This window comes from Roseomonas genomospecies 6, assembly GCF_008365375.1.
Lineage (GTDB): Bacteria > Pseudomonadota > Alphaproteobacteria > Azospirillales > Azospirillaceae > Azospirillum.
This window is the reverse complement of sequence record NZ_QOKW01000006.1, coordinates 30904-55943: the sequence shown is the minus strand read 5'-3', so window position 1 is coordinate 55943 and position 25040 is coordinate 30904. Positions and strand designations below refer to the sequence as shown.

The following is a 25040-nucleotide window of genomic DNA, read 5'->3' as shown; positions in this document are numbered from 1 at the left end:
CGGAAGCGGTGGGGTGGAGAGCCGATATGAGAAAAGGCCGAGCCCTTGGAGGACTCGGCCTTTTCTTGAAGTGGCTCCCGGTGCTGGACTCGAACCAGCGACACGCGGATTAACAGTCCGCTGCTCTACCGACTGAGCTAACCGGGATCAGTCTGGCCGGTCTTGCGAGGTGCAGCGACCGGCGTGGGCGGCTATATAGCGGACGCTCCGCCGCTTGCCAAGTCTTTTGATAGCAAAAATTCGTTTGCTGCGGCGGGGCAGGGCAGCGGCGCGGCGAAGGTCTGCAAACGCACGAAAACGCACCGCGCCGCCCCGGCCCGATGCGATCGAACTCATTAAGAATGCTGACTTTCCAGCCGGATCAAGGATGGAGGCGCGGGCGGGAATCGAACCCACGTACACGGATTTGCAGTCCGCTGCATCACCACTCTGCCACCGCGCCATCCTTGCGTCCGGCACCCCCTAGCGGGAGCGCCGCGGCGTGGGAGCGGACGTATACTGCGCTTCGAATGGGTGGTCAAGCGCCTTGGTGACGAATTTCCAAGTTCCCGTGCGGCGTTGTGTTCGTGAGACTTTGAAGATATATACGCGACGAGGCAGCGAGGCCGCGTGTACCACGGCTTGGCGCCGCGCTCCGTCCACCAGATTGTAAGCGACCGCCATGTCCGAATACGCCGCCGCCCGTTATAACATGGTCGAAGGGCAGATCCGACCGAACAAGGTGACCGACCAGCGTCTGGTCGATGCCATGATGGAGATTCCCCGCGAACAGTTCGTGCCGAAGGCGGCGCGTGGCATCGCCTATGTGGATGAGGACCTGCCCATCGGCAAAGGCCGCTTCCTGATGGAGCCGATGGTCTTCGCCCGCATGCTCCAGGAAGTGAGCATCGACGAGACCGACGTCGTGCTCGACGTCGGCTGCGGCTCCGGCTACTCGACCGCCGTGCTGGCCCGTCTCGCGGCGACCGTCGTCGGCATCGAGTCCGACGTCGAACTGGCGCAGCGCGCGACCGAGGCCCTGACCGGCGTCGGCGTCGACAACGCCGTGGTCATCACCGCGCCCCTGACCGAAGGCTATCCGGCCCAGGCCCCCTACGACGTGATCGTGATCGAAGGGCTGGTGTCGGACGTGCCGGCGGGCATCCTCGAACAGCTCGCCGAAGGCGGACGGCTGGTCGCCGCCGTTCTGGGCGAGCGCGGGGTGGGCGAGGTAAAGCTGTACCAGCGCACCGGCGGCATCACGTCCGGCCGCATCCTGTTCGAGGCGCATCCGCGCCCTCTGCCCGGTTTCGAAGCGAAGCCGAAATTCGTATTCTGATGTTTGCCGGGGCTTCGGCCCCGGTTTTTCCTGTCCCCCAGCCTGTCCCTTGTCTTTCACCGGCCGCGGTCCTGCGGCCCGCAGCGGAGAATCAAGGCATGCCGGCACCGTTCGAGATGGAAGTCGAAGAGCTGGACCGAATCCGAAAATCCGGAGACGATCCGCTCGTGCTCGACGTACGGGAACCGGGGGAGGTGGCCATCTGCGCGCTTCCCGACAGCCTCCACATTCCGATGGGCGCGCTGCCCGCCCGTGTCGGGGAACTGCCGAAGGACCGTGACATCGTGGTCGTCTGCCACCATGGCGGGCGCAGCGCGCAGGTGACCATGTGGTTGCGCTCCCAGGGCTTCTCCCGCGCCACCAACCTGAATGGCGGGGTGGATGCCTGGGCGCGCCGAATCGACCCGAACATGAAGGTCTATTGAACATGACTGTGCGAAGCCGTTTCGCGCGCCATTTGATGGCGACCGCCCTCACGCTGGGGGTCGCCTTCGTCGGGGGCATCGACACCGCGTCGGCCCAATCCCTCGAAGACGCGCTAGCGCAGGCCTATTCCAACAATCCGGCGCTCGCCGCCCAGCGCGCGCGCCAGCGCGCCGTGGACGAAAGCGTTCCGCAGGCCCTGTCCGGATACCGTCCGACGGTGCGGGCGACGGCGGGCATCACCCGCAACGCCAGCAACAGCACGTTTCAAGGCGGCGAAACCGGCGCCGAGAACAACGCCAAAAGCGTCGGAGTCACCGCCACCCAGCCGCTCTACGACGCGACCGTAGGCCCCGCCGTCCGCCGCGCCGAGCGCACCGTCGAAGCGCAGCGCGCCACCGTGCTCGCCAACGAACAGCAGATTCTGCTGAACGCCGCGGCGGCCTATCTGGACGTCGTGCAGAACCAGGCGGTGCTGGAACTTCAGGCCAACAACGAGCAGGTGCTGCGCCGCCAGTTGGATGCCGCACGCGACCGCTTCCGCGTCGGCGAGTACACCCGCACCGACGTCAGCCAGTCCGAATCGCGCCTGGCCGCCTCCATCGCCGCCCGCATCTCCGCCGAAGGGACGCTCCAGGCGTCGCGCGCGACTTACGAGCGCGTCGTCGGCTCGATGCCCGGCAAGCTGAAGGCTCCGAAGCCGAAGTTCAAGCTGCCGGCAACGCTGGACGAAGTGGTCGAGATGGCCCGCTCCAACAACCCGTCGGTGCTGTCCGCCTCCTACACCGAAGCGGCCCAGCGCGAGGCGGTGGACCAGCAGTTCGGCCGCCTGCTTCCGTCGGCCAACCTGTCGGCCCAGGCGAACCGCACCATCGACGCGGGCCGTTCGTCGGGCATCGACATCAAGCGGCAGGACGGCGCGCAGCTCACCGCCCAGATCACCATCCCGCTCTATCAGGCCGGCCTGCCGGAAGCGCTGACCCGCGAGGCGAAGCACACCGCGAATCAGGCCCGCCTGCAGATCGACGACACCCGCCGTCAGGCGGTCGAGGCGGCGATCAGCGCGTGGCAGGGCCTTCAGGCCGCGCGGGCGAGCATCGAGTCCTACAACTCCCAGATCCGGGCCGCCGAGATCGCGTTGGAAGGCGTGCGTCAGGAAGCCCAGGTCGGGTCCCGCACCGTGCTGGACGTGCTGAACCAGGAGCAGGAACTGCTCAACGCCCGCGTCAACCTCGTCCGCGCACAGCGGACGGAGATGGTCCAGGCCTTCACGGTCCTCGGTGCCATCGGCCAGTTGACGGCGCGGCAGCTCAACCTGCCGGTCCAGTATTACGACGCGGACACGCACTACAAGCAGGTGCGGAACAAGTGGATCGGAACCGGCGTGCCGGAGTGAACGCTCCGGGCTGTTCGATTCAGGATGTTCGAAACGGCCCGCTTCGGCGGGCCGTTTTTGTCTGGTGGCTTTTTACCCAGTCCTGCCCTAGTGTCCGGGTCAGGATGACGTCCCCGGGTTTGCCACGATGAGCGATAAAGGCCAGCAAGAACCGTCGATGGAGGAGATCCTCGCCTCCATCCGCCGCATCATCTCGGAGGACGGCGAACCCGCGAAGGCGGAAGCGGCGCCCCCTCCGCCCCCCCCTCCACCTCCTCCTCCGCCGCCACCGCCCCCTCCACCGCCGCCACCGCCTCCCATGGAGGACGATGACGACGACGTCCTGGAACTCACCCAGATGCTCCAGGACGACGGGCGGGAGGAGCCCGAGGAGCCGGAGCCCGATCCCTGGCGCGACGAGCCGTCCTTCTCGCTGGACCCGGAACCGGCCTTCCACGAGCCGGAACCCGAACCGCCCCCGCCGCGGCCCGCGGCGCGGCGTCCGGCGCCGGCCTTCGACGACTTCGACGACGACGAGCCGCCGCCGCCTCGGCCGCGCATCCGCCCGTCGGATCTCGACGACGGGCTGATTTCCCGCCGTGTGGCGGAGGAGTCGTCCCACCACTTCACGCATCTGGCGCGCCAGCTCGGCGACGATCTGTCCATCGGTCCGATGCCGGTCGGCATCCGCACCGTGGAGGAAGTGGTGCGCGAGCTGTTGAAGCCGCTGCTGAAGGAATGGTTGGACGAGAACCTGCCGACCATCGTCGAACGGCTGGTGCAGCAGGAAATCGACCGGATGATCCGGCGGTCCCAGAAATTCTGAGCGGCGTTGTGCACGCCACGCATTCCGATTGAATTCGTAAGCGAAAGTTCCTGGTGATGTTGGAAAAGACGTACCGGCCCGCCGAGGTCGAGGAAAAGCACTACCGGCTGTGGGAAGAGTCGGGCGCGTTCGCGGCGAAGACCGAGTCGAACGGAAAGCCCTACACCATCATGATGCCGCCGCCGAACGTGACCGGCAGCCTGCACATGGGCCACGCGCTGACCTTCACGCTCCAGGACGTGCTGACCCGCTACAACCGCATGCGCGGGCGCGATGCCCTGTGGCAGCCGGGCACCGACCACGCCGGCATCGCGACGCAGATGGTCGTGGAGCGGAATCTCGCCAAGGAAGGAAAGACGCGCCACGACTTCGGCCGCGACGCCTTCATCGACAAGGTGTGGGAGTGGAAGGCCGAATCGGGCGGCACCATCACCCGCCAGCTCCGCCGCCTGGGAGCCTCGCCCGACTGGCCGCGCGAGCGCTTCACCATGGACGAGGGGCTGAGCCGCGCCGTCCGCAAGGTGTTCGTGGAACTGCACAAGCAGGGCCTGATCTACAAGGACAAGCGGCTGGTCAACTGGGACCCCAAGCTGCACACCGCCATCTCTGACCTTGAGGTCGAGCAGAAGGAGATCAAGGGCAACCTCTGGCACTTCCGCTACCCGATCGAGGGCGAGTCGGACCGCTTCATCGTCGTCGCCACCACGCGCCCGGAAACCATGCTGGGCGACACCGGCGTCGCCGTCCATCCGGAGGATGAGCGCTACAAGGATCTGATCGGCAAGAACGTGGTGCTGCCGCTGGTCGGGCGCCTGATCCCCATCGTCGGCGACGAGTACGCCGACCCGGAGACCGGCTCGGGTGCGGTGAAGATCACCCCGGCCCACGACTTCAACGACTTCGAGGTCGGACGGCGGAACAACCTCGCGGCCATCAACATCATGGACCGCGACGCGCGCATCACCGGCGACGAGGTTCCGGAGGCCTATCGCGGGCTCGACCGGTACGAGGCGCGCAAGAAGGTCGTGGCGGAGCTTGAGGCGCTGGGTCTTCTGGAGAAGATCGAGCCGCACACCCACATGGTCCCGCACGGCGACCGCTCCGGAGTCGCCATCGAGCCCTGGCTGACCGACCAGTGGTATGTGGACGCCGCCACGCTCGCCAAGCCGGCCATCGAAGCGGTGGAGACCGGCAAGACCGTGTTCGTGCCCAAGCAGTGGGAGAACACCTATTTCGAATGGATGCGCAACATCCAGCCCTGGTGCATCAGCCGCCAGATCTGGTGGGGCCATCAGATTCCCGCCTGGTACGGGCCGGACGGCCATTTCTTCGTCGAGGAGACCGAGGAGGCGGCCATCGCCGCGGCCAAGGCCCATTACGGCAAGGACGTGGAGCTGACCCGCGACCAGGACGTGCTGGACACTTGGTTCTCGTCGGCCCTGTGGCCCTTCTCCACGCTGGGCTGGCCGGACGAGACTCCGGAACTGGCGCGCTACTACCCGACCGACGTGCTGGTGACGGGCTTCGACATCATCTTCTTCTGGGTCGCCCGGATGATGATGATGGGTCTGCACTTCATGAAGGACGTGCCCTTCCGGACGGTCTACATCCACGCCCTGGTCCGCGACGAGAAGGGCCAGAAGATGTCGAAGTCCAAGGGCAACGTCATCGACCCGCTGGACCTGATCGACCAGTACGGCACCGACGCGCTGCGCTTCACCCTGACGGCCATGGCCGCCCAGGGCCGCGACATCAAGTTGGCGGTCAGCCGCGTGGAGGGCTACCGCAACTTCGCGACGAAGCTGTGGAACGCCGCGCGCTACACCCAGATGAACGGCGTGGCCCCGGTCCCCGGCTTCAAGCCGGTCGGGCTGACCCAGACGGTCAACCGCTGGATCGTCGGCGCCCTGGCGGAGGCGGCGAAGAAGGTCGGCGAGTCCATCGACGCCTACAAGTTCAACGAGGCCGCCAACACCGCCTACGCCTTCACCTGGGGCACCTTCTGCGACTGGTATCTGGAGTTCACCAAGCCGATCCTGAACGGCGCGGACGAGGCGGCCATCGCGGAGACGCGGGCGACCACCGCCTGGGTGCTGGACGAGATCCTGCACATGCTCCACCCGCTGATGCCCTTCATCACGGAGGAGCTGTGGGAACAGCTTTCCGCCGACCGGGCGAACCGCCTGATCTCCGCCCACTGGCCGGATCACGGCACGGAGCTGATCGACGCCGCCGCCCGCGACGAGATGGATTGGGTGGTGCGGCTGATCTCCTCGGTCCGCTCCATGCGGTCGGAGATGAACGTGCCGCCCGCGGCGCAGATCGAGCTGAAGCTGAAGGACGCCGGTCCGGAAAGCCTGAAGCGGCTGGACACGCACCGCGACCTGATTCTGCGCATGGGCCGTCTCGCCAGCGCCGAGCCGCTGTCCGGACCGGTGCCGAAGAGCGCCGTCCAGGCGGTTCTGGACGAAACCACGCTGATCCTGCCGCTGGAAGGCATCGTGGACCTTGAGAAGGAGCGCGCGCGCCTGACCAAGGAGATCGAGAAGCTGTCCGGCGAGATCAGGAAGATCGACGCCAAGCTGTCGAACGAGCAGTTCGTCGCCAAGGCGCCGGAAGAGGTGATCGAGGAGCAGCGTGACCGCCGCGACACCGCGGAGCAGGCCCGCGAAAAGCTGCAGAAGGCGCTGGAGATGCTGGCCGCGTAAGGCCGGTCATCCAGACCAAAAAACGAGAAAGGGCAGGGGCTTCGGCTCCTGCCCTTATTTTTTCGTTGAAGGCCGCGTTACAGCTTGATCGAGGATACGAACCGGTCGGCGTCGGCTTCGAGTTGCCGAAGCTCGTCCGCCAACTGGGCGGCGGAGTAGATCATCTCGATGGCCGACTTGCCGGTTTCCGCGGCGGTGATCGCCATGGTGCTGACGCTTTCGGTCACCTCGTGGGTGTTGTCGTTGGCGCGGCCCACGGCGCCGACGATCTCCTCCGTCTGCTCCAACTGGTCGCGGACGGCTGCGGAGACGTCCTCCGACAGATGGGCCACCTCCTCGACCGTCGTCCGGATGGCGCGGATCGCCTCGACGACGGAGCCGGTGGCGTCCTGAATGGCGCTGACCTGCCCGGCGATGTCCTCCGTCGCCTTGGCGGTCTGGTTGGCCAACACTTTCACCTCCGACGCGACGACGGCAAACCCCTTGCCGGCCTCGCCGGCCCGCGCCGCCTCGATGGTCGCGTTCAGAGCAAGCAGGTTCGTCTGTCCGGCGATGTCGTTGATGAGCCGCACGATCTCCCCGATCCGCTGCGAGCTGTCGGCCAGCGCGGCAACCGCCGAGTCACTCTGCCGGGCGTGGTCCACCGCGCGGCGGATGGCCGTGCTGGAGGTGCTCACGCGCCCCCCGATCTCCCCGATGGAGGCGGAGAGGGTGCGCGACACGTCGTTGACGATGCCGACCACCTCGGACGTCCGCTCCGCCTTCTCCGACGTGTCGAGCGCCTGTTCCTTCATCTTCTCCGCGGTGTCGCGCAGGATATGGGCACCGTTGCGGATCTGGTCGGCGGCATGCCCGACGGTGTGCAGCACGCGCCCGAAGGCCGAATCGAAGTCGTGGGCGATGGCGCGCAGCGCGCTTTCCCGCTCCTCCTCCGCCCGCCGTTCGGCCCGGCGGGCCTCCTGTTCCAGTTCATGCGTGCGCTGAAGATTCTCCTTGAACACGCTGACCGCACGGGCCATCGCGCCGATCTCGTCGCGTCGCCCGGTTTCCGGAACGGTTGCCGTGCGGTCTCCTCCGGCCAGCCGCTCCATCACGCCTTCGATCAGGCGGAGGGGCCGGGTGATGCTGCGCGCGACGAGCAGGCTGATGACCGCGAAGCCGATCAGCAGGATCGAGCCGACCTGAAGCACGCTGGCGATCACCTCGCCGCGCACCCGGTTCTGGGTCTCCACGGCACCGGCCATGCCGGCGTTGGCCGTTTCCAGCAGGGCCTCGAAACGCGGGACCATGGCCTGGAAGGCGTCGTTGAAGGTCTGCACCTCCGCACGGAACGCCTTGGTGGCGTCCACGAAGCGGCCCAGGTCGGTGCGGTAGGTGCGGGCCAGCTTTTCCAGCTTGGTCTGGGTCGTCGCGTCCAGGCCCGAATCGGCCAGGAAGAAGGTGAACTCGTTGAAGGCCTTGCGATGGCCGGACAGCAGCGATTCGTCGCTGTAGATGATGAAGTCCTTCTCCATCTTCCGCATGGATTCCATGCGGCCCGTCAGCTTGTCGGCGTTCGGCCACTGCTTCAACTCGTCCTCGATGGCGCGAGCCGAGGCGCGCAGGACACCGCGCAGACCGCTGTCGTCGGACAACCCCAGTTCCCTCGCCCGCGCGACGACGGACGAGAACCGCTCCTTCAGCGTGCCGATGCCCTGGGACAGGTTGTCCAGCTCCCCCTTCGGCAGGCGTTCCGCACCGCGCAGCTTGAGATCGTCCAGCAGACGGGAGGCTTCCGCCGCGTTCTTCGCAAAGGCGTTGGCCGCGGCCTCGTCCCGGTCGGCTACGAAGCGCAGGGCCTGGAAGCGCAGACGGCTGGCCCGGCGTTCGATGGCGGCGGTGTGTTCGTAGGCGTCACGGAACTGGTCCAGCTCGGCGGTCGCCTCGAACATGCGCTGGGCGCCGACGGTGACGGTGCCCCCCAGAAGGCCCAAGGTGACCACGGACGCGGCGACCAGCAGCGCGATTCGCGTGCCGATGGAGATGTTCGACAGCATGGGCGGGAAATCCTCGGTTGCGCCGCGGACCTTACCCGCCGCCGGAGACGCCCCTGTTACGCTTTCATGGCGGATTCGTTACCGTGCAATCCCCCTGGGCAGCGGGCGCGAACGCCCGTATCTAGGAACCACGGAAAATCGAAAGGGGAGGTCGGCCGTTGTCCTTCGTGCTGTCGAAGCTGCTGTGGCTCCTGGTTTCGCCGGGCAATTTTCTGGTGCTGACCCTGGCCGCCGGAACGCTGTTGCTGTTCATCCGCCGTCTGGCCCATTGGGGGCGGCGGCTGGTCGCGGTGGCGGCGGTGGGCTTCGTCATCGTCATGGTCACGCCGATCGCCTCCCTGGTCGCCCTGCCGCTGGAGGAACGCTTCCCCCGTCCGGACCTGCCGGAGCGGGTGGACGGCATCATCATGCTGGGCGGGGCCGTGAACCCGCCGATCGCCCGCGACCGCGGCGAACCGTCCGTCAACGACGCGGCGGAACGGATTCTGGGCTTTGCCGAGCTGATCCGCCGCTACCCCCAGGCGAAAGCCGTCTTCACCGGCGGTTCGGGGCGGCTGATGGCGCAGGACGCCATGGACCTGCGGGAGGATGTGGCCATCCGCGGCGCGCTGCGGCAGACCGGGATCGACCCGGACGGCGTGATCTTCGAGAACGAATCCCGCAACACCTGGGAGAACGCCCTGTTCAGCCAGCGGATCGTCCAGCCGAAGCCAGGGGAGACCTGGATTCTGGTGACGTCGGCCATGCACATGCCGCGGTCCGTCGGCATCTTCCGGCAGGTCGGCTGGGAGGTGATCGCCTACCCGGTCGACTACCGCACCCGCTTCGGCGGCCGGCCCTTCTTCCGGTTTGAGTTCGACAAGCAGATCGACGCCCTGCAGGACCCCGTCCGCGAATGGATCGGCCTCGTCGCCTACCGCCTGATGGGGCGCACCGACTCGCTGTTCCCCGGCCCCGGCCCGGATCGCAGCGCGGCACAGCCGGCGTCCTGACGGATGGTCGGCGGTTGGCGTGCGGAGGTAACTCGGCTAGAGTGGCGCCACCAGATATAGCGGGGTGGTGTGATGCGGCGCGCGCATATGCTGAGGGGGGCTGTGGTGCTCGCCGGGGTGCTGACGCTCGCCGCCTGCGCCTCCGCACCGCCCGCGCCATCCGCGTCCGGATTGCCGCGCAGCGGCGTCTACAAGATGGGCAAGCCCTATCAGGTCAACGGCGTCTGGTACTATCCCGCCGAGGATTACACCTACAGCGAAACCGGGATCGCCTCCTGGTACGGGCCGGGATTCCACCAAAAGGTCACCGCCAACGGCGAGGTTTACGACCAGAATGAACTGACCGCCGCGCACAAGACCTTGCCGATGCCAAGCCTCGTGCGCGTCACCAATCTCGACAATGGCCGGTCGCTGGTCGTTCGCATCAACGATCGCGGCCCTTACGCCAACGGGCGAATCATCGATATGTCGCGGCGCGGCGCGCAACTGCTGGGGTTTGAAGGCACGGGCACGGCCAAGGTGCGCGTGCAGATCCTGGCGGAGGAAAGCCGCGCCATCGCCGCAGCGGCCCGCCAGGGCACCCCCGCGCCCATTCTGGCCGAACTGGAAGGTCCGCCGCCGAAGGCCGCCCCGCGCAACTCGGTGGAGGTGGCCGGCGCCGCGCGTCCGACCCCCGCCGCGGTCAGCCGCGCCCCGGTTCCGCCGCCGACGACCGTGCCCGGCGACATGGTGGACGGGCGCTTCGTCCCGGCTCCTGTGGTCGCCGAATTGCCGGTGAAGCCCTATGAGCAGATCTATGTCCAGGTCGGCGCCTTCGGCAGCCAGGACAATGTCACCCGTGTGCGCGCCCGTCTGGCCGCGCTCGGCCAGCAGGCGCAGGTCACGCAGACCGTCTCCGGCCGGCAGCGGTTGCAGCGCGTGCGGGTGGGGCCGCTGGCCAGCGTCGAGTCCGCCGACGCCGTTTTGAACCAGATCATTCAAGCCGGCCTTACCGAAGCCAAAATCGTGGTTGATTGATCACCCGCACAGAGCCAAGTCCGCGCTTTGTCCCGTTCCTCAGTCCTGTCCAGTCCGCGTTTCGAAGGGAGTTGTCATGGTCGCTGTCGTCCGCACCCGCGTTGCCCGCACCCGTTTCGCCATGGGCCTCGCGGTCGCGCTGTTCGCGGCGGGGGTGGGGCCGGTGGCTCACGCCGCCAGCATCGAAACCATCGCCAAGCAGGCGATCCTGGTCGATATCACCTCGAACACCGTGCTGTTCGAGAAGAGTCCGGACCAGCGCATGGCACCGTCCTCGATGAGCAAGATCATGACGATGTACATGGTCTTCGATGCGATCAAGGAAGGCCGCCTGACGCTGGAAAGCACGCTGCCGGTGTCGGAACGCGCGTGGCGGATGCAGGGCTCAAAGATGTTCGTGGAACTGCACAACAACATCAAGGTCGACGATCTGATCAAGGGCGTGATCGTGCAGTCGGGCAACGACGCCTGCATCGTCTTCGCCGAGGGGCTGGCCGGGTCCGAATCGGCCTTCGCGGAGCGCATGAACAAGCGCGCCCGTGAACTGGGGCTGAAGGACACCAACCTGACCAACTCCACGGGCTGGCCCGACGCGAACCACTACATGACCGCCCGCGACCTCTCGATCCTGGCGGAGCGGCTGATCCGCGATTTCCCGGAGTACTACCACTATTACTCGATCCGGGAGTTCAAGTACCACGGCATCAACCAGGGCAACCGCAACCCGCTGCTCTACCGCGGCATGGATGTGGACGGCATGAAGACCGGCCACACCGATGCCGGCGGCTATGGCCTGACCGCCTCGGCGGAGCGGGAGGGGCGGCGCCTCGTCCTGGTGGTCAACGGGCTTCCCAACATGCAGGCCCGCGCCGACGAATCGGCCCGCCTGATCGAATGGGGCTTCCGGGAGTTCGCCACCTACGCCCTGTTCAAGACGGGAGAGACGGTGGATCAGGTGCCGGTCTGGCTGGGCGCCCAGGACGCGGTTCCGGTCACCGTGCCTGAGGACATGAAGGTCACCATGGCTCGCGCCGACCGCGGCAGCATGAAGGTTTCGCTGGTCAGCAACGCCCCGGTGGCCGCTCCGGTGAAGAAGGGCGACGTGGTGGGCAAGGTGGTGGTGTCCGCCCCCGGCTTCCCCGGCAAGGAGTTCCCGGTGGTCGCCGCCCAGGACGTGGAGAAGCTGGGCTTCGTGGGCCGCGCCCTCGCGGCCGCGAAGTTCCTCATTTTCGGGGCGAGCTGATTGGTGTAAGCCGGCCCGTCCCCGCCGGAGTTCGGCAAAGGGCGGGCCACCTCACCATCGGGAGCAGACCATGACGCGCGGGCGGTTCATCACGCTGGAGGGTGGGGAAGGGGCGGGCAAGACCACCCAGATCCGCCTGCTCGCCGACGCGCTGGTCGCCTGCGGGAAGAAGGTCGTGCTGACCCGCGAGCCCGGCGGCTCCTCCGGCGCGGAGGACATCCGCAACCTTCTGGTGTCCGGCGAAACCGGGCGCTGGGGACCGGTGACCGAGGCGCTGCTGCACACCGCTGCCCGCCGCGACCATCTGGAACGCACCGTCTGGCCGGCGCTGAAGGCGGGGCACTGGGTCGTCTGCGACCGCTTCCTCGACAGCACCATGGCCTACCAGGGCTATGGGCTGGGTTTGGGGCGCGAGCTGATTGCTACGCTTCAGGGGGCCGCGCTGGGTGACTTCCGGCCCGACCTGACGCTGATCCTCGACCTGCCGGTGGAGGACGGGCTGGCCCGTGCCGCCGCCCGCCGTGGCGGGGAGGACCGCTACGAGCGCATGGACATTGCCTTTCATCGCCGCCTGCGGGACGGCTTTCTGGACATCGCCGCGCGGGAGCCGGAGCGTTGTGTGGTGATCGACGCGACACACCCCGTCGAGACGGTCCAAGCGGCCATTCTGGACAGCGTGACGCGCCGTCTGGGAGTGTCCTGAGGTGAGCCGAGCCCGCGCGCCCGAGCCGGTTGCGGAGGAGGACACCCTCTCCCCGCGCCGCAACCCTTACCTTACCGGTCACGTGGAGGCCGAGCGCCTGTTGCTGGACGCCTGGAATTCCGGGCGGCTGCCGCACGCATGGCTGATCGGTGGACCGCCGGGGATCGGCAAGGCGACGCTGGCCTTCCGCTTCGCCCGCTTCGTCCTGTCCCAGGGACACGAACCGCCCGACGCGGGCCTGTTCGGCGCGCCGCCGCCGCCGGCCTCGCTGGCGCTGCCCGCGGATGCTCCGGTCTTCCGCCGCGTGGCATCGGGCGGGCATGCCGACCTGCTGACCGTGGAGCGCCAGCGCGACGAAAAGCGTGACCGCTTGAAGCGCGACATCGCCGTGGACGACGTGCGCAAGATCGGCCCCTTCCTGCGCAAGACCGCCGCCGAGGGAGGTTGGCGGGTGGCGGTGATCGACGGCGCGGATCGCATGAATCTCAGTGGCTTGAACGCTATTCTTAAGATTTTGGAAGAGCCGCCTCCCGGCGCCCTGTTGCTGTTGGTCAGCGATAATCCCGGCGGCATGCTGCCCACCATCCGCTCGCGCTGCCGGAAGCTCACGCTTCAACCTCTTCCTGAAGAAACGGTCATCAACCTTCTGATGCAGCATCGTCCCGACCTGGGCGATGAGGACCGGGCGGCGCTCGCCCGGCTGTCGGAGGGCAGCATCGGCCGGGCCATCGGGCTGGCGGAGGCCGGCGGGCTGGACCTGTACCGGGAACTAGTCGGGTTGCTCGGCACCCTGCCGCGACTGGACATCACCGCGGCCCACGCCTTCGGCGACAAGCTGACCCGCAAGCAGGACGACGGGCTGTACGAGACGGCAACCGACCTGCTTGTCTGGTGGCTGGCACGCTTCGTCCGATCTCTGGCGCGCGGGGCCTGGCCGGCGGAGGTGGTGGCCGGGGAGGCCGCCCTGATGACCCGTCTGGCCAACGCCCGCGGCCTTGAACGTTGGGTGGAGGTGTGGGAAAAGGTCCAACGCCAGTTCGCCCGTGCGGAATCCGCCAATCTCGACCGCAAACAGGTGGTCCTGAACGCCTTGGCGACGCTGGAAGCGGCTGCTAATTAACACGTACGACAACACACCATGCTCCACCGGACCGGCGAGATGCCGGGCCGGCGCATTCTCGGGAGAGCCGCTGACATGACCGGGTCGAAGACCTTCTACCTGACGACTCCGATCTACTACGTGAACGACGTGCCCCACATCGGGCATGCGTACACCACGCTCGCCTGCGACGTGCTGGCCCGTTTCATGCGGCTGGACGGCTACGACGTGAAGTTCCTCACCGGCACCGACGAGCACGGCCAGAAGGTGGAGAAATCCGCCATGAACGCCGGGATCGCGCCGCAGGAGTTCACCGACCGCGTGTCGAAGAACTTCCGCGATCTCGTGTCGCTCATGAACTTCTCCAACGACGATTTCATTCGCACGACGGAGCCGCGGCACATCGCGTCGGTGCAGGAACTGTGGCGCCGTCTGGAGTCCGCCGGCGAGATCTATCTCGGCAGCTATGCCGGCTGGTATTCGGTGCGCGACGAGGCCTTCTACGGCGAGGATGAGCTGACCACGTCGCCATCGGGCAAGAAGATCGCTCCGACCGGCGCCGAGTGCGAGTGGGTGGAAGAGCCGTCCTACTTCTTCCGCCTGTCGGCCTGGCAGGACCGCTTGCTGGAGTTCTACGAGCAGAACCCGGACTTCATCGCCCCCGCCGGCAAGCGCAACGAGGTCGTCGCCTTCGTGAAGTCGGGGCTTAAGGACCTTTCGGTCAGCCGCACCACCTTCAAGTGGGGCATCCCGGTGCCGGGCAATCCCGACCACATCATGTACGTGTGGCTGGACGCCCTGGCCAACTACATCACCGCGGTCGGCTTCCCGGACGAGGGCGGCGAATACGCCAAGTACTGGCCCGCAAACCTGCACATGGTGGGCAAGGACATCCTTCGCTTCCACGCGGTCTATTGGCCGGCCTTCCTGATGGCGGCCAAGCTGGCTCCGCCGAAGCGCGTCTTCGCGCATGGCTGGTGGACCATCGAAGGCCAGAAGATGTCGAAGTCGCTGGGCAACGTCATCGCGCCGGAGACGCTGGTCAACACCTACGGCCTGGACCAGACCCGCTATTTCCTGCTGCGCGAGGTGCCCTTCGGCAACGACGGCGACTTCTCGCACAAGCAGATGGTGCAGCGGATCAACGGCAATCTCGCCAACGATTACGGAAACCTCGTCCAGCGTTCGCTGTCGATGATCGGCAAGAATTGCGGAGCGGCCGTGCCGCAGCCCGGCGCCTTCACCGACGCCGACAACGCTCTGCTGGGGGCCGCTCACAATCTGCTGCCCATCGTTCGTGCGGAAATCCAGTCGCAGTCCTTCCACAAGGCGCTGGACGCCATCTGGTCGGTGATCGGCGACGGCAACCGCTATGTGGACGAACAGGCGCCCTGGGCGCTGAAGAAGACCGATCCGGCGCGCATGGCCACGGTGCTGTACGTGCTGGCCGAGACCATCCGCCACCTCGCCATCCTGACCCAGCCGATCATGCCGGAGGCTTCGGCCAAGATCCTGGACCAGTTGGCGCAGGGGCCGGACGCCCGCGGGTTCGACCGGCTGGGGGCGGGCGGGGCGTTGGTCCCCGGCACGCCGCTGCCCACGCCGCAGGGCGTGTTCCCGCGCTATGTGGACGAAGCGAAGAGCTGAGAAACGATGCTGGTCGATAGCCACTGCCATCTCGACTTCCCCGATTTCGCCGAGGAGCTGGACGCGGTCGTCGACCGCGCCCGGCAGGCGGGGGTGGGTCGGATGGTGACCATCTGCACCTACCTGTCGCGGTTCGACCGGATTCTGGCGGTCGCGGAGCGGTACGACGACGTGCTGTGCTCCCTGGGGGTCCATCCGCATCAGGCGGCGGAGGAGATCGCCGGAGTGACCGTCGAGCGCCTCGTCGAGCTGTCCAGCCACCCGAAGGTGATCGGATTGGGCGAGACCGGGCTCGATTACTTCTACGACAAGAGCCCGCGGGACGTTCAGCAGGAGTGCTTCCGCCGGCACATCCGCGCCAGCCTGGAAACCGGCCTGCCGCTGATCGTGCACACCCGCGACGCCGACGACGACACCATGCGGATCATCCGTGAGGAAGCCGCCGGAGAGCCGGTCAACGGCTTGCTGCATTGCTTCAGCTCCGGGCGGCAACTCGCTGAAGAGGCTCTGGATTTCGGCTTCCACATCTCCCTGTCCGGCATCGTCACCTTCAAGAAGTCGGAGGATCTCCGCGCCATCGTGAAGGACGTCCCGCTGGACCGGATTCTGGTGGAGACGGACGCGCCCTATCTGGCGCCGGTGCCGTTCCGCGGCAAGCGCAACGAGCCGGCCTACGTCGCCCACACTGCGGCCTGCGTCGCGGAGGTGAAGGGCGTGGATGCGGCGGAACTGGCGCGGATATCGACCGAGAACTTCTTCCGCCTGTTCCCGCGCGCCGGCACGGCCCAGCAGGCCGCCGCATGACGTCTCAGCGGGTCACGATCCTCGGCTGCGGCGGCTCGCGGGGCGTTCCCGTGATCGGCCTCGGCTGGGGGGCCTGTGACCCGGCGAACCCCAGGAACCACCGGTTGAGGCCATCCGTCCTGGTGGAGTGGGAGCGGGGAACGGGGCAGGGCGGGGTCGGTGTCCTGGTCGACACCTCTCCGGATCTGCGCCGGCAGCTTCTCGACGCCGATGTGCGGCGGCTCGACGCGGTCTTGTGGACCCACCAGCACGCCGACCATTCGCACGGCATCGACGAATTGCGGGAGCTGTGCCGGATGATGCACGCCCCCATCGATGTCTATGGCGGCGCCGAGGATCTTGCCGAGTTGCGCCGGCGCTTCACCTATTGCTTCGAACCGTTGCGCCCGGGCGATCCTTTCTACCGACCGGTGCTGACATCCCATGCCGTGGAAGGCCCGTTCGAAGTGCGTGGCCATCGGATCGTGCCGTTCGAGCAGGACCACGGCTACATGAAGACCTTTGGCTACCGCTTTGATAAATTTGCTTATTCGACCGATGTTGTGAGATTGGATGAAGCCGCCTTCGCGGCGTTGGACGGCATTGAGGTGTGGGTGGTGGACTGCGCCCGCGTGGAGCCACCGCATCCGGTCCATGCTCATCTTGCCCTGACGCTGGAATGGATCGCGCGGGTGCGGCCGAAGCGGGCCTATCTGACGCACATGGATCAGACCATGGATTACGACACGGTCCGCCGCCTTCTGCCCCCCGGTGTCGAGCCCGCCTACGACGGACTCGTCATCGAGCTTTGATCCTGCCGCCGCCGGCCTCTGATGCCGGACAGGGCAGGGCGGCCATCAATCGTCCGGCATGATGAGGCCCAGCCGCCCGGCGATGAACCGGTCCCCGGCGGCCTTCGCGGCCTGATCGGCCGTCTGCGGAAGCAGCTTGAACCTCTCCCTGTAAAGCTTTGATGTCGCAGCGATCGCAGCGGGCAAGGCCGCGACCGTGGCCCGGTACTCCGCCTCCGGCCAGACGTCGAAGTCCTTCCAGGAGCGGAAGGCGGCCACGGCTTTCCCGCGCTGCTCGGCCATCTTCCGGGCTTCGGCGGATATGGGGGCTTCCAGAAGGGTGCTGGGGACCAGCGATGCCTGCAGGTCGTCCACCTCGAACTGGCGCTCATAGCCGTGGCGGATGCTCCCGCGCTCCGCGAGAGCCGGTTCGATGGCCGGGTCCATGTGGGTGGACACCGCTTTCCATTCCGGCAGATCGAACACCGACGAGGGTGGGCGGCACGGACCGGGCGTCTCGTCGCGGGCGTTGCCCCAGAAGGCGCCGAAGGCCTCGAACGCCGGCTGTCCGTGCCTGGTGAAGAGGAAGCAAGGCGCGTCCATCTCCGTGGTGGACAGGACATGGCGCAGGAAGAAAAGCGCGGTGCCCAGAGGGGCGCTCGGCACATCGCCGAGATTGTTCATTTCCTCAGAGAGATACGGGTCTTTCTGAAGATGCCGGTTCAGGATATCGTCCACCAGTTTGCGCAGCGTGGAGTCCTTGTCCGCCACCGGCACGGTGCCGCTCTGGTAAAGGTAGACCAGCCACGCCTTGGCGGCGGCGCCATCGTAACGCTGGAGCGCGGCTGCGGCGGCCTTGGGGTCCTTTGGAATGCCGGCGACGATCGCGGCCAGCTTCTTCTGGGACGCGGAGTTCTGGGCGGCGAGATCGGCGGCGCGCTTCTCATACAGGCCCCGGCAAGCCGGAATGGAGGATTTGTCGGGGCAAGCGCCGTCACGTTCGGTCAGGAATGCCTTCTGCGCACGCTCGACGGAATCGCGGCCATCGACCGGCGTGTTGCCCAGCGTGTCGCGCAGAAGCGTCGCCACATCTTCCGCGGCGACCTTCAGATCGGCGCTGGCGCAGACGGTCCGCTCGGCTCGGCTGGCCGGCTTGGTGCAATCCAATGTCTGGTCCGGCATCTGGGCCAGAGCGGAAACCGGGATCAGGCAGAGCGACAACGCGGGACCGAAAAGCCACGAGGAACGAGCCATAAGGCGCAGCCTTCATCGACGGGAACGGACGGGGAAACGCGAGCCGAGACGATAGTCCAACGGCCGGAACGCCGGAAGGGTCGGATTGGTGCCCTGCTCCCTTCGTTCCGGCTTTATTTTCCATAATATAGATTATATGACTGACGATGTCCCACGTCGGCACGGTGCCTCCTCCCTTGGCGATGCCCGAAATGCACGCTACATAAACCACAGTTTATACCCAACGGTCAGGTTCTGGTGAAGAACGCGCAGGCGCGGACGACTTGGAGATTGCGATGCGCCGCGGCGTTGCTCTCCGCCATGACCGGAGCCGCTTTCGCAGCAGCGACCGTCTGGCCCGCCCATGCCGTCGCCGCCGAACCAGTCGAAGGCCAAGCCCCGCCCGCCGCACATCCGGCGCCTGCGACAACGGGCGATCCGCCGGTTCCGGCCACACCAGCCGCGCCCGACCTGTCGGCCCTGCGTGCCGCCCTGTCGGAGTTTCATTGCGCCGAACTGGACGTTGCCGTCGGCAAGGACCAGAGGTTGGCGATCTCCGGCCTTTCGGCGGGCGACACCGACCCGAACAGCCTTGCGCTGCTCGCCCAGGACTTCTTCGCTGGGCAACGGGCCGCGGTCGATGTCGAGCAGGCTCCCCCTGCCCTTTGCGAGCCGCTGACCCTGATCGGCTCGTTCCGTGCCGCCAATGCCGCCGCCGCGACCCCCTTGGCCGTTCGTTTCGAGGCCGGCGCCGCACCGTTCAAGGGCGGGCAGGAGTTGGTGTTCGATGTCTCGGCCCCTGATTTCCCCGCGCATCTACAGGTGGATTACTTCACGTCGGACGGCAATGTGATCCATCTTCTGCCCAATCCCCTGGAAATCAGCAGCCGGGTCGACTCCGGCGCGGTCCGCAGGCTTGGCGAACGCGGTGGCGGGGGCCGATTCTGGACCATCGGTCCACCCTTCGGTCATGAGCTGATCGTCGTGATCGCAAGTCCCGCGCCGCTTTTCGCGTCACCGCGGCCCGAAGCCGAGACGGCGGCGTCCTACCTGCCCACCCTGAAACAGGCCCTGGACGGTGCCGCTCCGGGAACTCTGGCAACCGCACGCTTTCTGAAGACCAAAGCGCCTTGAGCGGGCGCGGCGTTCAAGCCGAAGCAAGGACGAAGCGGGCCAGGATGATGGTGATGTTGTCCGGTCCGCCCGCCCCATTGGCGAGATCGATCAACCGGGCGCAGGCGTCTTCCGCCGCGGGCCGTGGCTGCTGGGTCAGCGTCCGTTGGATCACGCCTTCCGGCACGACACCGGTCAAACCGTCCGAACACAGTAGGTAAAGATCGTCTGGGGCCAGATCGTGAAGGGTCACGTCCGGCTCCAGTTGGTCCCCGGTGCCCAGCGCGCGGATGATGATGTTGCGATGGGGCGCGGGTCCGCGCCGTCCGTTGTCCAGCCAGACCTGGTAAAGGCTGTGATCGCGCGTCAGCAAGCGCAGTTCGCCGTCGCGCAGCCGGTACAGGCGGCTGTCTCCCGCGTGGAAGACGACAATCCGCCCTGTTCCCGGCTGCCCTGTTCCCGGCACGCGCCAGAGCCCCACCAGCGTGGTGCCCATGCCCCTTCCGTCGGGGAACCCGCGCTGCCGGTTCAGGGCGTGGATGCGGCGGTTGGCAGCCACGACGGCGGTACGGGCCAATGAGGCGGCGCCCGCTGCCCTTTCCTCCTCCGCCATGCGCTCATGCGCACGGTCATGGCCGGCGATGGTGGCGGCCACGGCATCCACCGCGGTGCGGCTGGCGATGTCACCACCGGCGTGGCCGCCCATGCCGTCGCAGACGACCGCCAGCCCGAGCGTCGGATCGAGGTGGAAAGCGTCCTCGTTGCGCGCGCGGGCGCGGCCCACGTCCGTACGTCCGGCGGCGATCATCTCAACGGAGGCGGAATGATTCACGCGTACAGCTCCAGCGCGTCAGCCTTCGGCAACGCGAAAAATGCCGGGGCTAGACGCAGAATAATGGCGGAGAGACGAACGCTTGAACAGCGGATTGAACGCGTAAAAACGCCTCACGGCACATCCGGGCTTTGGATCAGACGCTGACGTCCAGAAGCGAACCGCGCTGCTTGCGGCCATAGCCGGTGCCGTTGGTCCGGGCCTGGACCGCCGCCGCCTGCGGGTCCACCGCCTGCCCCGACTGGGTCGCGTTGCGCGTCTCCCGCGTCGGGTCGATCTTGCCGACCGCCTGGGTCGCTTGGACCGTCTGGGTGCGGATGGTCGGGGTGGTCTGTTGCGCCGCCTGAACCGCCGGAGACAACGCCATCTGCATCGCCGGGGTGATCGGCGCCTGCGGCTTTGCCAACGGAGGCAGGTTGAGCGGATTTAACTGCATATTAAGAAGATGCGCTCACGCACCCACCGATTCAAGATCCGAAACGACGCAGATGCCGATTCCGGGGCGAAGACGCCGAGCGCCCTCGCCTCTCCCGCGCTTCCCGCACAAGGCCGCTTCCTCAGACCGCCGGCTGCTGCTGGGTGATGCAGTGGATTCCGCCGCCCCCGCGCACGATGTCGAGCGCCGGGATCTGCACCACCTCGCGGTCCGGGAAGGCCCGACGCATGACGCGGAACGCCTCGTCGTCGGCGGGGTCCTCGAAGGCCGGCATGACGATGCCGCCGTTCGCGATGTAGAGATTCGTGTAGGACAAGGTCAGCCGCACGCCGTTCTCGTCGCGCCGCGCCGGCTGGCGGACCGGAATGACCTCCAGCTCCCGCCCCTGGGCGTCGCGGGCGCGCTTCAGCCGGTCCAGATTGTCCTGGAACGCCTTGAAATTGGCATCGCAGGGATCGTCGGTGGTGATCGCCATGACGACGCCGGGCTTCACGAACAGGGCGATCTCGTCGATGTGACCGTCCGTCTCGTCGTCCTGATAGCCCTCTCCCAGCCAGATGACCGTGGAGATGCCGAGATGCTCCCTCAGAAGCTCCTCGATCTCCGCCTTGCCGAGATTGGGGTTGCGGTTCGGGTTCAGCAGGCACTGCTCGGTCGTCAGCAGCGTCCCCTCCCCGTCCACATGGAAGGAGCCGCCCTCCATGACCAGAGGCGCCTCGAAGCGGCGCAGACCAAGATGTTCCAGCATCAGGCGCCCGACCTCCTGGTCCTTGGCGCACTCCGGGTAATTGCCGCCCCAGGCGTTGAAGCGCCAGTGGACGCCCGCCAACTGCCCTTTCCCATCGGTGACGAAGCTGGGGCCGGTGTCCCGAATCCAGGAATCGCTGATGGGCAAGGGCAGGATTTCGACGCCCGGCCCACAGGCCAGGGAGGCATCGGCGACGTCGGCGGGGTCGCAGACCATGGTCACCGGCTCGAACCGGCTGATGGCGCGCGCGACGTCGGTGTAGGCGGCGGCGGCGGCGTCGAAGGCCCCGTCGGGCCACGTCTCGGGCCGGCAGGGCCATGCCATCCAGCAACGCGTGTGCCGGTCCCATTCGCCCGGCATGGTGAAGCCTTCCGCCGCCGGTGTGGTCATTGCTTGAGTCTCCTGCCAAATCCCTGAAATGCCCGGCTCTTTTGCGTGGCCGGAGCGCGTCGTCACGACGTCACCCGTGATCCACGGTCACCCTAACCACGGAGCGGAGGATTTGGCAACGGCCACCGACAGGGGCCACCGAAGCGCCCGAAGGGGCTAAGCTCTCGACCGCTCAACGGCGGGAGGGCGGGCGATCCGAGTAACGGCGCACCGGCGCCGAAAAGGGCATCGAAAAACCAAGACGAAGCATCGGGAACCATAAAAGCGCACGCATGACGCGGCCTCATTCGCTGTTGCAGATGCCCACAGCATAGCAAAAGCAACAGCGAACGGCCACCCCTGCCGTCTGCTACCTTACGGTATAGTCCCTGAGAGGCGGACCCTCGGGGTAAGACGGAGCCTTGCGCCTTTTTTCAGCCCCCCTGCACCGCCATTTGCTCGTCCCGTTTTTTCTGCCGCTCCTGCCGGGCCATGACGAGGCTCGCGATGAAGATGCCGGTGGCGACGACCATCATCATCAGGGTCGCCAGAGCGTTGATCTGCGGGCTGATGCCGAACTTCACGCTGGAGAAGATGACCATCGGCAACGTGGTGGAGCCCGGCCCCGACACGAAGCTGGCGACCACCACGTCGTCGAGCGACAGGGTGAAGGCCAGAAGCCAGCCCGACACGATGGCCGGCGCGATGATCGGCAGGGTGATGACGAAGAACACCTTGGCCGGGCGGGCGCCCAAATCCATCGCCGCCTCCTCCAGGCTTTCGTCCAGGCTGACGAGGCGCGACTGGATGATGACCGCGACATAGGCCATGGTGAAGGTGGTGTGGGCGATGGTGATCGTCGTCATGCCCCGCCCGTCCGGCCAGCCGATGGCCTGCTCCAGCGCCACGAACAGCAGCAGAAGCGACAGGCCGGTGATGACCTCTGGCATGACCAGCGGTGCCGTGATCATGCCGCCGAACAGCGTCCGCCCCCGGAACCGCCCGAACCGGGCCAGCGCCAGACCGGCGGCGGTGCCCAGGACGACCGACGCGGTGGCCGACATCGCCGCGACCTTCAGCGACAGCCAGGCCGCTCCCAGAAGCTGGTCGTTCTGCAACAGCTCCGCGTACCATTTGGTGGAGAATCCGCCCCACACCGTGACCAGCCGCGACTCGTTGAAGGAGTAGAAGATCAGCAGCGCGATCGGCACGTAGAGGAAGGCGTAGCCGAACCACAGCGCCCAGGCCAGTTTTCCCATCCGCGTCATCGCCCCGCCTCCGTCTGGCGTCCTTGGACATGCTGGAAGACCATGATCGGAACGACCAGGAACAGCAGCAGCGCGATGGCCACCGCCGAGGCGACCGGCCAATCACGGTTGGCGAAGAATTCGTTCCACAGAACACGCCCGATCATCAGCGTGTCGGGGCCGCCCAGCAGTTCCGGAGTCACGAACTCGCCGACCGACGGGATGAAGACCAGCAGCGACCCGGCGATGATCCCCGGCAGCGACAGCGGCAGCGTCACCGTCAGGAACGCCTTCCAGGGCCGGCAGCCGAGATCCGCCGCCGCCTCCAGCAGCGTCGGGTCCAGCTTCTCCAGCGTCGCGTAGAGCGGCAGCACCATGAAGGGCAGATAGCAGTAGGTCATGCCGATGTAGACGGCCCAGTCCGAATAGAGCAGCTCGAACGGCTCCGTCGTCAGGCCGGTCCATTGCAGCAGGTTGTCCACCACCCCGTTGGCCTTCAGAATGCCGATCCAGGCGTAGATGCGGATCAGGAAGCTGGTCCAGAAGGGCAGGATGACCAGCATCATCAACGGCCCGCGCTTGGCCGGCTCCGCCCTGGCGATGGCGTAGGCCATGGGATAGCCCAGCAGCAGGCAGCAGACGGTGGTGACCAGCGCGATCTTGACCGAATTCAGATAGGCCAGGATGTAGAGATCATCCCCGCCCAGCCGCATGTAGTTGGACAGATTCAGCAGGATTTGCAGCTTGCTCGTGCCCGCGTCCTCGTCCACCAGCCATTCGAGCAGCGGCGCGTAGGGCGGCTGCGCCAGCATCGCTTCCGACAGGCTGATGCCGAAGACGATCAGGAAGGGCACCAGGAAGAATAGCAGAAGCCACAGGTAGGGGATGGCGACCACCACCCCCCGCCCCCACAGGCCGATCCGGCGCAGAAGGTCGATCATTGCGTCAGCACCACCCCGGCGAAGGGACGCCAGCTCAGATACACCTCGTCGTCCCAGGTGATGGGCATCTCGGTCCGCCGCACCACGTTGGGCGCCGTGACGCGCACCGTCTTGCCGGTCTTCAGCTCCACCAGATAGATCGAGACGTCGCCAAGATAGGCGATCTCGCGCACGATGCCGCTGGTGACGTTGCGCCCATCGGCGTTGGTCGCGGCGTTGGCCGGCGGCTCCTTGCTCAGCGCGATCTTCTCCGGACGGACGGCGACGCCCACCGTGGCGCCGGAGGGAACCGACACCGCGTGGTTGATGTACAGGTCGCAGCCGGCGTCCTCCGACCGGATCAGCACATGATCGGCCTGATCCTCCACCACCCTGCCCTCGAACATGTTCACGGAGCCGATGAACTCCGCGACGAAGCGGGACTGCGGATACTCGTAGATCTCGGTCGGCGTGCCGGTCTGCGCGATGACGCCGTGGTTCATGACGGCGATGCGCGAGGACATGGTCATGGCCTCCTCCTGGTCGTGGGTGACCACGATGAAGGTGACGCCCAGCTTTTCCTGGATGTTGACCAGTTCGAACTGGGTCCGCTCGCGCAGCCGCTTGTCCAGCGCGCCAAGCGGTTCGTCCAGCAACAGCAGCTTGGGCCGCTTGACCAGCGAGCGGGCCAGCGCCACGCGCTGCCTCTGGCCACCGGAAAGCTGGTGGGGCTTGCGCTTGCCGAACTGGCCGAGCTGGACGAGGTCGAGAATCGCCCCCACCCGCTCCTTGATCTCCGCCTTCGGAACGCCGTCCTGCTTCAGGCCGAAGGCGACGTTCTGCTCCACCGACATGTGCGGGAACAGGGCGTAGGACTGGAACATCATGTTGACCGGCCGCTCGTAGGGCGGAATGCCGGCCATATCGACGCCGTCGATGAAGATCTTGCCCTCGGTCGGCGTCTCGAACCCGGCCAGCATGCGCAGCAGGGTCGTCTTGCCGGACCCGGAGCCGCCCAACAGGGCAAAGAACTCCCCCCGGTAGATGGACAGGCTGACCTCGTCCACGGCGACGAAATCGCCGAAGGTCTTGGTCACCTTGTCGATGCGCACATAGGGCGTCTGCCCCGGGTCCTGCCAGGGTTCCAGGCGCGTGGGCTTGCGGATCGGCTGGACGGCCAT

The 25040-nt window shown here is 66.8% G+C and carries 22 protein-coding genes and 2 tRNA genes; 14 read left to right on the top strand and 10 right to left on the bottom strand.

Annotated features, from left to right (window positions below; translation table 11 throughout):
• Window positions 1-71: 71 nt before the first annotated feature.
• A tRNA-Asn gene (locus DS843_RS09925) sits at window positions 72-147 on the bottom strand.
• A 221-nt stretch (window positions 148-368) separates the two neighbouring features.
• A tRNA-Cys gene (locus DS843_RS09920) sits at window positions 369-442 on the bottom strand.
• A 219-nt stretch (window positions 443-661) separates the two neighbouring features.
• On the opposite strand from DS843_RS09920, the gene DS843_RS09915 reads away from it, so the two are divergent.
• The 5 genes from DS843_RS09915 (at window position 662) to DS843_RS09895 (ending at window position 6650) form a co-directional block, all read left to right on the top strand.
• On the top strand, window positions 662-1318 hold the full coding sequence (locus tag DS843_RS09915) for a protein-L-isoaspartate O-methyltransferase family protein (protein WP_149468727.1): 657 nt from the start codon (window positions 662-664) through the stop codon (window positions 1316-1318).
• 98 nt (window positions 1319-1416) lie between these two features.
• Window positions 1417-1743, top strand: coding sequence for a rhodanese-like domain-containing protein (locus DS843_RS09910; RefSeq protein WP_149468726.1), 327 nt, complete (start codon window positions 1417-1419; stop codon window positions 1741-1743).
• Between the two features lie 35 nt (window positions 1744-1778).
• Window positions 1779-3137, top strand: a complete 1359-nt coding sequence (locus DS843_RS09905; protein WP_286192027.1) for a TolC family outer membrane protein — start codon at window positions 1779-1781, stop codon at window positions 3135-3137.
• A gap of 127 nt (window positions 3138-3264) precedes the next feature.
• On the top strand, window positions 3265-3942 hold the full coding sequence (locus tag DS843_RS09900) for a DUF2497 domain-containing protein (RefSeq protein ID WP_149468724.1): 678 nt from the start codon (window positions 3265-3267) through the stop codon (window positions 3940-3942).
• A gap of 56 nt (window positions 3943-3998) precedes the next feature.
• Window positions 3999-6650 (top strand): valine--tRNA ligase, encoded by a 2652-nt coding sequence (locus tag DS843_RS09895; protein WP_208852212.1) that lies wholly within the window; start codon window positions 3999-4001, stop codon window positions 6648-6650.
• A 77-nt stretch (window positions 6651-6727) separates the two neighbouring features.
• Here the strand turns inward: DS843_RS09895 and DS843_RS09890 are convergent, their stop codons facing one another.
• Complete coding sequence (locus tag DS843_RS09890; RefSeq protein ID WP_149468722.1) at window positions 6728-8686, bottom strand: methyl-accepting chemotaxis protein; 1959 nt, start codon at window positions 8684-8686, stop codon at window positions 6728-6730.
• A gap of 167 nt (window positions 8687-8853) precedes the next feature.
• Between DS843_RS09890 and DS843_RS09885 the strand changes: the two genes are divergently transcribed.
• From DS843_RS09885 to DS843_RS09850, 8 genes are all read left to right on the top strand, one after another.
• Window positions 8854-9678: a YdcF family protein gene (locus DS843_RS09885; RefSeq protein ID WP_286192048.1), complete on the top strand. Its 825-nt coding sequence runs from the start codon at window positions 8854-8856 to the stop codon at window positions 9676-9678.
• A 72-nt stretch (window positions 9679-9750) separates the two neighbouring features.
• Entirely contained in the window at window positions 9751-10695 is a 945-nt protein-coding gene (locus tag DS843_RS09880) for a septal ring lytic transglycosylase RlpA family protein (RefSeq protein WP_149468720.1), read from the top strand.
• 76 nt (window positions 10696-10771) lie between these two features.
• On the top strand, window positions 10772-11938 hold the full coding sequence (locus tag DS843_RS09875) for a D-alanyl-D-alanine carboxypeptidase family protein (protein ID WP_149468719.1): 1167 nt from the start codon (window positions 10772-10774) through the stop codon (window positions 11936-11938).
• 70 nt (window positions 11939-12008) lie between these two features.
• Window positions 12009-12641, top strand: coding sequence for a dTMP kinase (tmk, locus tag DS843_RS09870; RefSeq protein ID WP_149468718.1), 633 nt, complete (start codon window positions 12009-12011; stop codon window positions 12639-12641).
• A 1-nt stretch (window position 12642) separates the two neighbouring features.
• The gene (locus tag DS843_RS09865) at window positions 12643-13761 is read left to right on the top strand and encodes a DNA polymerase III subunit delta' (RefSeq protein WP_149468717.1); all 1119 of its coding nucleotides are present in this window, start codon (window positions 12643-12645) and stop codon (window positions 13759-13761) included.
• Window positions 13762-13836: 75 nt separating this feature from the next.
• The gene (metG, locus tag DS843_RS09860; RefSeq protein WP_149468716.1) at window positions 13837-15387 is read left to right on the top strand and encodes a methionine--tRNA ligase; all 1551 of its coding nucleotides are present in this window, start codon (window positions 13837-13839) and stop codon (window positions 15385-15387) included.
• Between the two features lie 6 nt (window positions 15388-15393).
• Window positions 15394-16191 carry a TatD family hydrolase gene (locus tag DS843_RS09855; RefSeq protein WP_149468715.1) on the top strand — a complete coding sequence of 266 codons (798 nt, stop codon included), beginning with the start codon at window positions 15394-15396 and terminating at the stop codon, window positions 16189-16191.
• The gene (locus tag DS843_RS09850; RefSeq protein ID WP_149468714.1) at window positions 16188-16982 is read left to right on the top strand and encodes an MBL fold metallo-hydrolase; all 795 of its coding nucleotides are present in this window, start codon (window positions 16188-16190) and stop codon (window positions 16980-16982) included. Before DS843_RS09855 ends, DS843_RS09850 begins: the two co-directional genes overlap by 4 nt.
• Window positions 16983-17027: 45 nt before the next feature.
• Here the strand turns inward: DS843_RS09850 and DS843_RS09845 are convergent, their stop codons facing one another.
• Window positions 17028-18215: a lysozyme inhibitor LprI family protein gene (locus DS843_RS09845; protein ID WP_149468713.1), complete on the bottom strand. Its 1188-nt coding sequence runs from the start codon at window positions 18213-18215 to the stop codon at window positions 17028-17030.
• Between the two features lie 300 nt (window positions 18216-18515).
• Here DS843_RS09845 and DS843_RS09840 point away from each other — a divergent pair, with 300 nt between their 5' ends.
• A complete protein-coding gene (locus DS843_RS09840) occupies window positions 18516-19328 on the top strand; it encodes a DUF4384 domain-containing protein (protein WP_149468712.1) in 813 nt (270 codons plus the stop codon).
• 13 nt (window positions 19329-19341) lie between these two features.
• Here DS843_RS09840 and DS843_RS09835 read toward each other — a convergent pair whose 3' ends face one another.
• From DS843_RS09835 to DS843_RS09810, 6 genes are all read right to left on the bottom strand, one after another.
• Window positions 19342-20139, bottom strand: coding sequence for a PP2C family protein-serine/threonine phosphatase (locus tag DS843_RS09835; protein WP_286192026.1), 798 nt, complete (start codon window positions 20137-20139; stop codon window positions 19342-19344).
• Window positions 20140-20275: 136 nt separating this feature from the next.
• On the bottom strand, window positions 20276-20575 hold the full coding sequence (locus DS843_RS09830; protein ID WP_286192025.1) for a hypothetical protein: 300 nt from the start codon (window positions 20573-20575) through the stop codon (window positions 20276-20278).
• 121 nt (window positions 20576-20696) lie between these two features.
• Window positions 20697-21713: an agmatine deiminase family protein gene (locus DS843_RS09825; RefSeq protein ID WP_149468711.1), complete on the bottom strand. Its 1017-nt coding sequence runs from the start codon at window positions 21711-21713 to the stop codon at window positions 20697-20699.
• Between the two features lie 413 nt (window positions 21714-22126).
• Window positions 22127-22960, bottom strand: a complete 834-nt coding sequence (locus DS843_RS09820) for an ABC transporter permease subunit (RefSeq protein ID WP_149468710.1) — start codon at window positions 22958-22960, stop codon at window positions 22127-22129.
• Window positions 22957-23880, bottom strand: coding sequence for an ABC transporter permease subunit (locus DS843_RS09815; RefSeq protein WP_149468709.1), 924 nt, complete (start codon window positions 23878-23880; stop codon window positions 22957-22959). Before DS843_RS09815 ends, DS843_RS09820 begins: the two co-directional genes overlap by 4 nt.
• Window positions 23877-25040, bottom strand: a complete 1164-nt coding sequence (locus DS843_RS09810; RefSeq protein WP_149468708.1) for an ABC transporter ATP-binding protein — start codon at window positions 25038-25040, stop codon at window positions 23877-23879. Before DS843_RS09810 ends, DS843_RS09815 begins: the two co-directional genes overlap by 4 nt.

Bases quoted from the DNA above. Each gene is read 5' to 3' on its own strand.
- DS843_RS09855 (WP_149468715.1), top strand. From the start codon at position 15,394: ATGCTGGTCGATAGCCACTGCCATCTCGACTTCCCCGATTTCGCCGAG.
- DS843_RS09825 (WP_149468711.1), bottom strand. From the start codon at position 21,713: ATGACCACACCGGCGGCGGAAGGCTTCACCATGCCGGGCGAATGGGAC.
- DS843_RS09840 (WP_149468712.1), top strand. From the start codon at position 18,516: ATGACCGGAGCCGCTTTCGCAGCAGCGACCGTCTGGCCCGCCCATGCC.
- metG (WP_149468716.1), top strand. From the start codon at position 13,837: ATGACCGGGTCGAAGACCTTCTACCTGACGACTCCGATCTACTACGTG.
- DS843_RS09890 (WP_149468722.1), bottom strand. From the start codon at position 8,686: ATGCTGTCGAACATCTCCATCGGCACGCGAATCGCGCTGCTGGTCGCC.
- DS843_RS09905 (WP_286192027.1), top strand. From the start codon at position 1,779: ATGGCGACCGCCCTCACGCTGGGGGTCGCCTTCGTCGGGGGCATCGAC.
- DS843_RS09895 (WP_208852212.1), top strand. From the start codon at position 3,999: ATGTTGGAAAAGACGTACCGGCCCGCCGAGGTCGAGGAAAAGCACTAC.
- DS843_RS09810 (WP_149468708.1), bottom strand. From the start codon at position 25,040: ATGGCCGTCCAGCCGATCCGCAAGCCCACGCGCCTGGAACCCTGGCAG.
- DS843_RS09820 (WP_149468710.1), bottom strand. From the start codon at position 22,960: ATGACGCGGATGGGAAAACTGGCCTGGGCGCTGTGGTTCGGCTACGCC.
- DS843_RS09910 (WP_149468726.1), top strand. From the start codon at position 1,417: ATGCCGGCACCGTTCGAGATGGAAGTCGAAGAGCTGGACCGAATCCGA.
- DS843_RS09850 (WP_149468714.1), top strand. From the start codon at position 16,188: ATGACGTCTCAGCGGGTCACGATCCTCGGCTGCGGCGGCTCGCGGGGC.
- DS843_RS09915 (WP_149468727.1), top strand. From the start codon at position 662: ATGTCCGAATACGCCGCCGCCCGTTATAACATGGTCGAAGGGCAGATC.
- DS843_RS09815 (WP_149468709.1), bottom strand. From the start codon at position 23,880: ATGATCGACCTTCTGCGCCGGATCGGCCTGTGGGGGCGGGGGGTGGTG.
- DS843_RS09900 (WP_149468724.1), top strand. From the start codon at position 3,265: ATGAGCGATAAAGGCCAGCAAGAACCGTCGATGGAGGAGATCCTCGCC.
- DS843_RS09875 (WP_149468719.1), top strand. From the start codon at position 10,772: ATGGTCGCTGTCGTCCGCACCCGCGTTGCCCGCACCCGTTTCGCCATG.
- DS843_RS09845 (WP_149468713.1), bottom strand. From the start codon at position 18,215: ATGGCTCGTTCCTCGTGGCTTTTCGGTCCCGCGTTGTCGCTCTGCCTG.
- DS843_RS09880 (WP_149468720.1), top strand. From the start codon at position 9,751: ATGCGGCGCGCGCATATGCTGAGGGGGGCTGTGGTGCTCGCCGGGGTG.
- DS843_RS09830 (WP_286192025.1), bottom strand. From the start codon at position 20,575: ATGCAGTTAAATCCGCTCAACCTGCCTCCGTTGGCAAAGCCGCAGGCG.
- tmk (WP_149468718.1), top strand. From the start codon at position 12,009: ATGACGCGCGGGCGGTTCATCACGCTGGAGGGTGGGGAAGGGGCGGGC.